Origin of the sequence: Mycobacterium alsense, assembly GCF_002086635.1 — a bacterium.
Taxonomy (GTDB): domain Bacteria; phylum Actinomycetota; class Actinomycetes; order Mycobacteriales; family Mycobacteriaceae; genus Mycobacterium; species Mycobacterium alsense.
Genome location: NZ_MVHD01000062.1, coordinates 20,380 through 31,184 on the forward strand (window position 1 = coordinate 20,380; position 10,805 = coordinate 31,184).

General features: G+C 75.6%; 6 protein-coding genes and 1 pseudogene. 2 read left to right on the forward strand and 5 right to left on the reverse strand.

Annotation, left to right across the window (positions count from 1 at the left end; all coding sequences use genetic code 11):
* Positions 1-5 precede the first annotated feature (5 nt).
* The 4 genes from BST11_RS23545 to BST11_RS23560 are packed head-to-tail and all read right to left on the reverse strand — an operon-like array spanning position 6 to position 3,516.
* Positions 6-1,148, reverse strand: a complete 1,143-nt coding sequence (locus BST11_RS23545) for an acyltransferase family protein (protein WP_083140629.1) — start codon at positions 1,146-1,148, stop codon at positions 6-8.
* A complete protein-coding gene (locus BST11_RS23550; protein ID WP_083140631.1) occupies positions 1,145-2,824 on the reverse strand; it encodes a DEAD/DEAH box helicase in 1,680 nt (559 codons plus the stop codon). Before BST11_RS23550 ends, BST11_RS23545 begins: the two co-directional genes overlap by 4 nt.
* A gap of 45 nt (positions 2,825-2,869) precedes the next feature.
* Complete coding sequence (locus BST11_RS23555; protein ID WP_083140633.1) at positions 2,870-3,274, reverse strand: type II toxin-antitoxin system VapC family toxin; 405 nt, start codon at positions 3,272-3,274, stop codon at positions 2,870-2,872.
* Positions 3,271-3,516 (reverse strand): AbrB/MazE/SpoVT family DNA-binding domain-containing protein, encoded by a 246-nt coding sequence (locus BST11_RS23560; protein ID WP_083140636.1) that lies wholly within the window; start codon positions 3,514-3,516, stop codon positions 3,271-3,273. Before BST11_RS23560 ends, BST11_RS23555 begins: the two co-directional genes overlap by 4 nt.
* Before the next feature lie 87 nt (positions 3,517-3,603).
* On the opposite strand from BST11_RS23560, the gene BST11_RS23565 reads away from it, so the two are divergent.
* Positions 3,604-4,182, forward strand: coding sequence for an LppP/LprE family lipoprotein (locus BST11_RS23565; RefSeq protein ID WP_083140637.1), 579 nt, complete (start codon positions 3,604-3,606; stop codon positions 4,180-4,182).
* A gap of 5 nt (positions 4,183-4,187) precedes the next feature.
* On the opposite strand, the gene BST11_RS29020 is transcribed toward BST11_RS23565, so the two are convergent.
* Positions 4,188-9,968 carry a PE family protein gene (locus BST11_RS29020; RefSeq protein WP_483406807.1) on the reverse strand — a complete coding sequence of 1,927 codons (5,781 nt, stop codon included), beginning with the start codon at positions 9,966-9,968 and terminating at the stop codon, positions 4,188-4,190.
* A 410-nt stretch (positions 9,969-10,378) separates the two neighbouring features.
* On the opposite strand from BST11_RS29020, the pseudogene BST11_RS23590 reads away from it, so the two are divergent.
* Positions 10,379-10,805, forward strand: a pseudogene (locus tag BST11_RS23590) (hypothetical protein); the annotation flags it as partial.

Sequence of the window (10,805 nt, forward strand, 5' to 3'; positions counted from 1 at the left end):
GGCACCTAGCCGTCCTTGACCCGGGTGAAGCGATGCAGCAACCACGCCAGCGGGATCGTGATGACCAGCGTCGCGACGAACAGGTACAGCATCGGTCCGGTATACACGTGCGCGCGAACCACGTACACCATCGCGAATTCCATCGTGATGAGGTGGATCAAGAAGATTTCGTAGGAGATCTCGCCCAGCCACACCATCGGCCGGCTGGCCAGCAGCCGCGAATACAAACCGCGGTCGCCCAGGGCCAGCGGCGCCACCGCGAGCGCGGCGATGACGGCGTAGAACATCGTCTTGACCACGGCTTGGCTCATGGTCGCGGGCGAGGTCGTCGGCGCGCCGGCGATCGGCGTGGAGACGATGAAGTAGCAGATGACCGCCAGCGGTATGGCCATGAACGCGTAGCAGCGCACGCCCATCGCCTGCAGGACCGTCAGCGCCATCCCGGCCAGAAACCAGCACAGGTAGGTGGGCAGCCACAGGCGGGCGCCGTCGGGAAACCAGTGGTCGGTGTGCACCAGGACCAGCCAGGCCGGGCTGATCAACGCCATCCCCGCCAGCGCGGCCAGCACCAGCTTCGGCTGCCAGCGCCGCCGGCTGATCAGCACCAGCAGCACGTAGGCCAGCAGCGGCAGCGAGACATAGAAAGCGGCTTCCACTGCCAGGCTCCACATTTGGGTGAGGCCCTGGTGCAGATACTTGCCCAGGTAGCCGTTGCAGTAGATCTGCGTCAGCGTGAGGTTGCGGACCAGCCCCAGCCAGCTGTGCCCGGGGTTGGGTCCGGCCTCGCGGAAGTGATACAGCACGTAGGCGAACAGCACGGTGATGACGTAGGCGGGCATGATGCGCCGAACCCGGTGCCACGCATAGCGACTCAGCGAAGGCGGCGGGCCGCCGGTGGCCGACGATTTCACCCACGGCCGAAACAGCAAATATCCGGACAGCACGAAGAAGATCGGGACGCCGATTTCCATCCGAGCGCCGGCCAGACCCCAGTAACCGTGCACGTACTTTCCGGTGGTGTAGGCCGCGTGGGTTCCTACGACCAAAAGCGCGGCGACGGCACGGATCCCGGTCAGCGACGCGACGCGGTCGACGCGGGAGATCTGCTCGAGCCCACCCTGGGCGTCTTGTTCCTCGGACAGCGTCATCCGACACGTCTCTTGCGCGGTTTGGACTTCGGCGACCGGTCGGGCCGCAGGTCGATCCTCACGCCCGAGATGCGGGTGTTCTCAAGCTTTTTGAGGGTGGTTCGAGGCAGTTTGGCCGGCAGCTCCACCAGCGAGAAGTCCGGGCCGATCGCGATGTGGCCGAAATCGCTGCGGTGCAGGCCGCCCTCGTTGGCGATCGCGCCGACGATCGCGCCGGGGCCGATCTTGTGCCTCTTGCCCACCGAGACCCGGTAGGTGGCGAAGTCGCGTGGCGGCCGGGTCCTTTCGCGATGCCGTTCGGGGCGCTCGCGGCGTTCGCGGCGTTCGGGCGGCGGCTCGGGAGCCATCAGGAACGCCTCGCCGTCGCGGGACTGCACGGCCAGCGCGGCGGCGATGTCGGCCAGCGGGACGTCGTGCTCGCGTTCGTAGTCCTGCACCAGCTTGCGGAACAAATCGATGCCTGGAGCCGTGAGCGCGTCGGTGATGGAGTCGGCGAACTTCGCGACCCGTTGGGCGTTGACGTCCTCGACGGTGGGCAGCTCGGCCTCGGTGAGCGGTTGGCGCGTGGCCTTCTCGATCGCCTTGAGCAGATGGCGCTCGCGTGGGGAGACGAACAGCACCGCGGCCCCTGTGCGTCCGGCCCGACCGGTGCGGCCGATGCGGTGGACGTACGACTCGGTATCGTGCGGGATATCGTAGTTGAGCACGTGTGAGATGCGTTCGACGTCAAGGCCCCTGGCGGCCACGTCGGTGGCGACGAGGATGTCGATGCTTCCGCCCTTGAGCGCGGCGATGGTGCGTTCCCGTTGTGCTTGCGGTATGTCGCCATTGATGGCGGCCGCGGAAAACCCTCGCGCCCTGAGCTTTTCGGCGACCTCCTCGGTGGCCTGCTTGGTGCGGACGAACACGATCATCGCCTCGAACGGCTCGACCTCGAGGATACGGGTGAGCGCGTCCATCTTTCGGGAACCGGCGACTTGGATGTAGCGTTGCGAAATGTTCTCGGCGGTGGCGGTTTTGGCCTTCGCGGTGATTTCGAGCGGGTCGTGCAGGTACTTTTTTGTGAGCTTGCGGATCGCCGGCGGCATGGTCGCCGAGAAAAGGGCGACCTGTTTGTATTCCGGGGTGTCGGCCAGGATGCGCTCGACGTCTTCGGCGAAGCCCATGGTCAGCATCTCGTCGGCCTCGTCGAGCACCAGGTAGTCGATGTGGGAGAGGTCCAGCGTGCCCCGCTCGAGGTGGTCGATGACGCGGCCCGGGGTGCCCACCACCACCTGCGCGCCTCTTCGCAGGCCGGCCAGTTGCACGGTGTAGGACGACCCGCCGTAGATCGGCAGCACGTGGATCTTGGGCAGGTGCGCCCCATAGCGGCTGAACGCCTCGGCGACCTGCAGGGCCAGCTCGCGGGTGGGGGCGAGGATCAGCGCCTGGGTCGCGGTGCTCTTGACGTCGATCTTGGACAGGATCGGGATCGCGAAAGCCGCCGTCTTGCCGGTGCCGGTCTGCGCCAGCCCGACGACGTCGGTGCCGGCCATGAGCGCCGGGATGGTGGCCGCCTGGATGGCCGTCGGCGTCTCGTACCCGACGTCGTCGACCGCCCGCAGGACCGCAGGGTGAATCTGCAGGTCGGCGAACGTGGGAGAGGCAGCCCCTGCCGGGCTGTCGGGGAGCGTCATCAGGCTATGGAGTCTAGTGGCGGCTGGGGCGCGGCGGGCCACTCCTCATGTCACCAGCTCGACGTCGACCCCGAGGCGCTCGTATGTCCTCAGCGCCCGTGCGTCGCGAGTCAACAGCGTAGCTCCCGCGTTTCTTGCCGTCAGTCCGACCAGCGCGTCGTAGCTCGCGCCACCGGTGACACCGTATTCGGCGAGGTGGCCGATCAGGCCACGATGCGCGGGCGCATCCAGCGTCAGGTAGTCGCGGGAAGTGATGTCTGCCAGGTACGCGTGGGCCGCTGCAGGGGCGACGCGATGCGGCAGTGGCAGGCGGGTCAGAACGGAATAGGTTTCAAGCGCGGTGTGCGCGATCAGCCGGACGCCACGGCTCAGCGCGAGTGCGGCGGACTCATGCCCCTCGTGCCACGTCGCAAATCCGGCGACGAGGACGCTGGTGTCTGGGGCGATCACCGCCGTACGTGATCCAGCGTTTCCCGCACGATGTCGTCGGTCAACGGCGGCAGCGCGCGTTCCGGCCGCGCGACCAGAACCGAACCCTCCCGGACGAGTTCGACGCCGGTCGGCGCCGGTTCGATCTCGATGCGCCCGTCGCGCTCGGTGATCTCCACCTGATCGTTGCCACGCAGGCCAAGCCGGTCGCGGATGCGCTTCGGAATCACAAGGCGCCCCGCGGCGTCGATGGTAGTACGCATGGTAGAAATTTTACCATTCGGTTGCGAACGGCAATTCCCGGCGACGCGGCCACGCCTGCCACGGCCGGGGGGCCGATACCGGTACGGTTGCGCGATGTGTGGTCGCTCATGTGTCGCGCCCTGACGGGCCTGGTCGTGTTCGCCTCGGTCGCAACGGTTTTGGCGGGCTGCGGGTCGGGAGACTCGACGGTCGCCAAGACGCCGCAGGCGACGACGACGAGCGCGACACCGTCGATCACCGCCCCCGCCACCCCGAGCCCGACGTCGCAGGCCGCCGCGCCGGCCGACCCGTGCGCGGTCAACCTCGCCTCGCCGACGATCGCCAAGGTGGTCTCCGAGCTGCCCCGCGACCCGCGCAGCCAGCAGTCGTGGAACCCCGAGCCGCTGGCCGGCAACTACAACGAGTGCGCCCAGCTGTCCGCGGTGATCATCAAGGCCAACACCAACGCGATCAACCCCACCACCCGGGCGGTGCTGTTCCACCTCGGCCAGTTCATCCCGCAGGGCGTGCCCGACACCTACGGGTTCAACGGCATCGACGCGGCCCAAACCACCGGGGATACCGTGGCGTTGACGTACCCGAACGCCGTCGGCGTGGCAACCACGGTCAAGTTCCGGTGGAACGGCAGCGGAGTCGAGCTGATCGGCAACGCCCCGGGGCGCTGAGGTCGCTAGGGCGAACCGCTTCCGCCGCTTCCGCCGGTACCTCCGGTGCCGCCGGTGCCGCCGTTGGAGCCACTGGGACCGGTGCCCGCCTGCCCGCCGGTGCCGGAACCGCCGACGGTGCCGGGGTTGCCGTTGGAGCCGGTGCCGCCGGTGCCACCCGTGCCGCCACCGCCGCCTGTGCCGCCGCTGCCGCCGGAACCGGTGTAACCGACGCTGCCGTAGCCGCCCTGGCCGCCGGAGCCGCCCTGGCCGCCGAAGCCGCCGGTGCCCTGCGTGTTGGTTCCGCCGGTGCCGCCCTGGCCGCCGCCGCCGCCCTGGCCGCCGTTTCCGCCGGTAGAGCCGTTGCCTCCGTAACCGCCGAAACCGCCTTCGCCGCCCTGGCCGCCTGCACCAGCGGTGTGGCCGGCGACGGTGGTGCCGCCGCCCTGGCCGCCCTGGCCGCCCTGGCCGGAGTTTCCGCCGCTGGCGCCGGGGCCCGTGGTGGTGAGTGTGCCACCGGCCTGGCCGCCGAAGCCGCCGTAACCACCTTGGCCGCCGGTGCCGCCGGTGCCGGCGTCGTTGGAACCGTCGTCGTTGTAGCCGTGACCGCCCATGCCGCCGGCCCCGCCCTGGCCGGCAGCCCCGGCCGCACCACCGGTGGAGGCGGGGCCGTAGGCACTGCCGCCGTAGGCGCCGTCGCCGCCGCCGCCGCCGTTCCCACCCGTGCCGCCGGTGCCGCCGGCCGGGCCACTGCCACCGGCGCCGCCGGTGCCGCCCTGGCCGGATTGGCCGCCCGCACCGGCGGTGCCGCCGTTGCTGATGGTGTAGCCGCCGGCGCCGCCTCTGCCGCCGGTGCCACCGTCGCCGCCGGTGCCGGCCGTGCCGCTGCTGACGACGCCGCCGGTGCCGATCGCACCGCCGACGCCGCCCTGGCCGCCGTTGCCGCCGACCCCGCCGGAGCCGGCGTCGTTGGTGCCGTCATCGTTGTAGCCGTTTCCGCCATAGCCGCCGCCACCGCCGGCTCCGCCGGTGCCGCCGCTGCCGTTGGTGCCGCCGGAACCCGTGTTGCCGCCGGCGCCGCCGGCGCCACCCTGTCCGCCGTCGCCGGCGTGGCCGCCGACGCCGCCGGGGGTGCTGGCGAGGCCGAAGCCGCCAGCACCGCCTCGGCCGCCCTGGCCGCCGGTACCGCCGGTGTGGCCGGCGCCGGCCGTGCCGCCCTGGCCACCGGCGCCGCCCTGGCCGCCGATGCCGCCGGTACCGATGGTCCCGCCGGTGCCGCCGGTGCCGGCCGCGCCGCCGTAGCCGGCATCGCCGCCGTTGCCGCCGGTGCCGCCGGTGCCGGCGTAGCTGCCGCCGCCGTCGCCGCTGCCCTGGCCGCCTTTGCCGCCGACGCCACCCTGGCCGCCGACGCCGCCGCTGCCGTTGGTTGCGCCCACGACGGCGTTGCCGCCCGCCCCGCCGGTGCCGCCACCGCCGCCGTCGCTGCCGTTGCGGCCCTGGCCGTTGGACTCGCCGACGATGCCGTCGGCGCCTTGGGACCCTGCGCCGCCCTGGCCGCCCTGGCCGCCCTGGCCGGCGGTGTGACCGGTGAACGTGGTGTCGCCGCCCTGACCGCCGGTGCCACCGGTGCCGCCGGCCCCGGCGCCGAGGCCGAACCCGCCGGTGCCGCCGGTACCCGCAACGCCGCTGGCGCCGCCTTGGCCGCCGGTGCCGCCGGTGCCGCCGGTGCCGGCGTTGTTGGAGCCGGTGTCCGCGGTGCCGGACCCGCCGGTGCCGCCCTGGCCGCCGCTGCCGCCGTAACCGCCGAGGCCGTTGGTGTTGCCGACGGTGTTGCCGCCGGCGCCGCCGGTTCCGCCGCTTCCGCCGGTGCCACCGGCGTCGCCGGTGCCGGCCGCCCCGGTTCCACCCTGGCCGCCGGTGCCGCCCTGGCCGCCCTGTCCGCCCTCGCCCACGGCGCCAGTGCCGCTCAGGCCGCCGGTGCCGCTCTGGCCGCCCTGGCCGCCACGGCCGCCCCAGCCGTTGGTCGATCCGGTGACGGAATTGCCGCCGGCGCCCCCGGTGCCGCCTTGGCCACCGGTGCCGCCGGTACCGCCGGCGCCGAACGGTGTGGTGCCGTCGGTGCCGGTGCCGCCCTGGCCGCCCTGGCCGCCCTGACCGCCGCTGGCCGCGGTGTGCGCGGTGAAGGTCGTGGCGCCGCCTTGGCCGCCGGTGCCGCCGGTGCCGCCGTCGCCCGCGGCGCCCGGGGTACCGGTGCCGGCGATGCCCCCGACGCCGGCCGCGCCGCCCTGCCCGCCAGTGCCGCCGGTGCCGCCTTTTCCACCGATGCCTTCGTTGTAACTTCCGTCGTCGGTGTGGCCGACGCCGCCCGTGCCGCCCTGGCCGCCGGTCCCGCCCTGGCCGCCGCTGCCGTTGGTCGCGCCCGCGACGGCGCCTCCGCCGGCGCCCCCGTGGCCGCCCTGGCCGCCGGTGCCGCCGGTGCCGCCCGCGAAGACCGTCGCGGTACCCGTTGTCCCGGTGCCGCCCTGGCCGCCCTGGCCGCCCTGGCCGCCGCTGCCCGCGGTGTGGCCGGCGGTGTTGGTGGCGCCGCCCTGGCCACCGGTGCCACCGGCGCCGCCGGTGCCGCCGGTCCCCGTCGCGCCGGCGTTCGTGCCGGTGCCGGCCGCGCCGCCCTGGCCGCCCTGCCCTCCGGTGCCGCCGGTCCCGCCGTTGCTGGCGCCGCCGCTGCCGGTGTCGGTGTAGCCGTTGGCGCCGGTGCCGCCCTGGCCGCCGATGCCGCCCTGGCCGCCGTTGCCGCCGACCCCGACGCTGACGGCGTTGCCGCCCTGGCCGCCCTGGCCGCCCGCACCGCCTTGACTGCCGTTGTCCCCGTTGGCATTCGGCGTCGTGCTGGCGGCGATGTCCCCGCCCTGGCCGCCCGTGCCGCCCTGGCCGCCGGCGCCGCCGCGGCCGATGTAGCTGCTGGTCGCGCCGCCCTGACCGCCGGTGCCCCCGGTGCCGGCGATACCCGTTCGGGCGAGGTTGTCGCCGGTGCCGCCCTGGCCACCGGTGCCGCCCTGGCCGCCCGCGCCGCCGGTGCCCTCGAGGGTGCTGGTGTCGGCGCCGCCCTGGCCACCGACGCCGCCCTGGCCGCCCTGGCCGGCGCCGCCGCCGACGTCGGCGCCGCCCTGACCGCCGGTGCCGCCCTGGCCGCCCGCGCCGGCGGTGCCGTGGCGGGTGATATTGGCGCCGCCCTGGCCGCCGGTGCCGCCTTGACCGCCGGCTCCCGCGACGCCAATGCCGCCGCTCGTGCCCGGGCCCGCGCCCTGCGCGCCGCCCTGGCCGGCGGTGCCACCCTGGCCGCCCTGGCCGCCGGTGCCGGCGTCCCCGCTGCCGTCGTCGTCATAGCCGTTACCGCCGGTTCCGCCTTGGCCGCCGGTGCCGCCGGCGCCACCGCTACCGTTGTCGGAGGAGCTGGCCCCGCCCTGGCCGCCGCTTCCGCCGGCACCGCCCCGGCCACCGGCGTCGCCGGTGCCGCCGGGCGTGGTGGCATTCGCTCCGACACCGCCCTGACCCCCGGTGCCACCCTGGCCGCCGTCGCCGCCCGCACCCACGGTCCCTCCAGCGCCGCCGGTGCCAACTGCGCCGCCTTGACCGCCCTGGCCGCCGTCGCCGCCGCTGCCGCCGGTACCCGCGTTGTCTGAGCCGGTATCCGCGGTGCCCGAGCCACCTGTGCCGCCCTGACCGCCGGTGCCGCCCTGACCACCGCTGGCGTTGGTCGCGCCGTTGGTGATGCCTCCCTGACCACCACCGCCGCCTTGGCCGCCAGCGCCGCCGGTGTGGGCGGTCCCAGCCGCGCCGTCGCCGCCGAGGCCGCCCGAGCCGCCCTGGCCACCGGCGCCGGCGTTGCCGACCGTTCCGCCCGCCCCGCCGGATCCCGTCGCCCCGCCAGTGCCGCCCTCGCCGCCGCCGCCGCCTTGACCGCCGACGCCCGCGTCGTCGGTGCCGTCGTCGGCATAGCCCGTGCCGCCGGTGCCGCCCTGCCCGCCGATGCCGCCCTGGCCGCCACTGCCGTCGGTGGCGCCGGCGACGGCGCCGCCGCCTTCGCCGCCCTGGCCGCCCTGGCCGCCTTGCCCGCCGGTGTATCCGCTGGCGCCGGACGGGCCGTTGAGGCCTTGCCCGCCCTGGCCGCCGTGACCGCCCTGCCCGCCGTCACCTGCGGTGTCGCCGCTGTGGATGGTCGTGCCGCCGGTGCCGCCCGTGCCGCCGGTGCCGCCGGTGCCCGCGGCGCCGACGCTGCCCGCGGTGCCGCCTCCGGTACCGGTCGCGCCGCCTTGGCCACCCTGGCCGCCCTGGCCGCCCGAGCCACCGGCGGTGGCGTCGTTGCTGCCGTCATCGGCGAAGCCGGTGCCGCCCTGGCCACCCTGACCGCCGGTGCCGCCCTGGCCCCCGGAGCCGACTGTCCCGGTCGCGTCGGCGTTGCCGCCCTGACCGCCTTGCCCACCGGCGCCGCCCTGGCCGCCGTTCGCGCCGCTCTGGCCCGCCGCCGTCGCGCTGCCGGCATTGCCGCCCTGGCCGCCCTGGCCGCCTTGGCCGCCGTCACCGGCGTTGCCCGAGCCGGCCGTGCCGCCAAACCCGCTGCCGCCGGTCCCGGCGTCGCCGCCGGTTCCGCCCATGCCGCCGACGCCGCCCTGGCCGCCGGCCACTCCGGCGTTGAGGCTGTTGTCGGTGCCCGCCCCGCCGGCGCCACCGACGCCGCCGGTGCCGCCGTCGCCGCCTTGCCCGCCGGCACCCTGGTTGCCGGTGGTGCCGCCGTGGGCATTACCGGCCGCACCGCCCTGACCGCCCTGACCGCCTTGGCCGCCGTCGGCGCCGATGCCGCCCTGGCCGCCGGTCGGGCCGGTGCTGCCCTGACCGCCGGTGCCACCGGTGCCACCCACGCCGCCTAGGCCGCCGTCGCCCGCTTTGCCCGAAGCGGCGGTGCCGCCGAAGCCGCTGCCGCCGGTGCCGGCGTCGCCGCCGGTGCCTCCGGTGCCGCCGACGCCGCCCTGGCCGCCGGCCACTCCGGCGTTGAGGCTATTGTCCGTGCCGGCCCCGCCCTGGCCGCCTTGTCCGCCGGTGCCGCCATCACCGCCCTGACCGCCGGCACCCTGGGTGCCGACCGAGCCGCCATGGGCGTCACCGGCCGACCCGCCCTGACCACCTTGGCCGCCATTGCCGCCGTCGGCGCCCTGCACGCCCTGACCGCCGCCGGCAGCACCGATAGCGCCGGCACCGCCTCCGCCGCCTGTGCCGCCGATGCCGCCCTGGCCGCCGTCGCCGGCTTTGCCCGAGGCGGCCGTGCCGCCGAAGCCGCTACCGCCGGTGCCGGCGTCGCCGCCCGTGCCACCGGTTCCGCCGATGCCGCCCTGCCCGCCGGCCACCCCCGCGTTGAGGGTGTTGTCGGTGCCAGCGCCGCCCTGACCGCCTTGTCCGCCGGTGCCGCCGTCACCGCCCTGACCGCCGGCGCCCTGGTTGCCGGTGGTGCCGCCGTTCGCGTTGCCGGCCGACCCACCGGCCCCACCCTGACCACCGGCACCGCCCTCGGCGCCCTGCACACCTTGACCACCACCGACCGCACCCACGGCACCCGCACCGCCGCCACCGCCGGTACCGCCCGCACCGCCCTGACCGCCGTCACCCGCGGTGCCCGAGGCCGCAATGCCATTGATGCCGCTGCCACCCCCGCCGGCCTTCCCGCCGGTGCCACCCGTGCCACCGATCCCGCCCTGGCCACCGGCCACCCCGGCGTTGAGGCTGTTGTCGGTGCCGGCACCGCCGGTGCCGCCCATGCCGCCGGTGCCGCCGTCACCGCCCTGACCGCCGACACCCTGGTGGCCGCCGCCGCCACTGCCGGCCGACCCACCGGCCCCGCCCTGGCCGCCGGCCCCGCCGTCGGCGCCCTGCGCACCCTGACCACCACCGGCCGCACCCACGGCGCCCGCACCGCCGCCACCGCCGGTGCCGCCGACGCCGCCCTGGCCGCCGTCACCGGCGGCGCCCGAGGCCGCAAGGCCATTGACGCCGCTGCCACCGGTGCCGGCCTTCCCACCGGTGCCACCGCTGCCACCGACCCCGCCCTGGCCACCGGCCACGCCCGCATTGAGGCTGTTGTCGGTGCCGGCACCGCCGGTGCCGCCCATGCCGCCGGTGCCCCGTCACCACCCTGACCGCCGACACCCTGGTTGCCGATGGTGCCGCCGTGGGCATTACCGGCCGACCCACCGGCCCCGCCCTGGCCACCGGCCCCGCCGTCGGCGCCCTGCACACCCTGACCACCACCGGCCGCGCCCACCGCGCCCGCACCGCCGCCACCACCGGTCCCACCAAGACCGCCTTGGCCGCCGTCACCGGCGGTCCCCGACGCCGCGGTGCCACCAAAGCCAAAACCGCCGATCCCGGCATCCCCGCCGGTGCCACCGGTGCCCCCGATACCGCCCTGGCCACCGGCTACGCCCGCATTGGCGCTGTGGTCGGTGCCGGCCCCACCCTGACCACCGACGCCGCCGGTGCCGCCCGTGCCACCCTGACCACCAACACCCTGATGGCCACCGCCACCACTGCCCGCCGACCCACCGGCCCCGCCCTGGCCGCCGGCCCCGCCGTCGGCGCCCTGCACACCCTGACCA

Excerpts from the sequence above, each read along its gene's own strand:
- BST11_RS23550 (WP_083140631.1), bottom strand. The coding sequence starts at position 2,824 with ATGACGCTCCCCGACAGCCCGGCAGGGGCTGCCTCTCCCACGTTCGCC.
- BST11_RS29020 (WP_483406807.1), bottom strand. The coding sequence starts at position 9,968 with ATGGGCGGCACCGGCGGTGCCGGCACCGACAACAGCCTCAACGCCGGG.
- BST11_RS23560 (WP_083140636.1), bottom strand. The coding sequence starts at position 3,516 with ATGCGTACTACCATCGACGCCGCGGGGCGCCTTGTGATTCCGAAGCGC.
- BST11_RS23545 (WP_083140629.1), bottom strand. The coding sequence starts at position 1,148 with ATGACGCTGTCCGAGGAACAAGACGCCCAGGGTGGGCTCGAGCAGATC.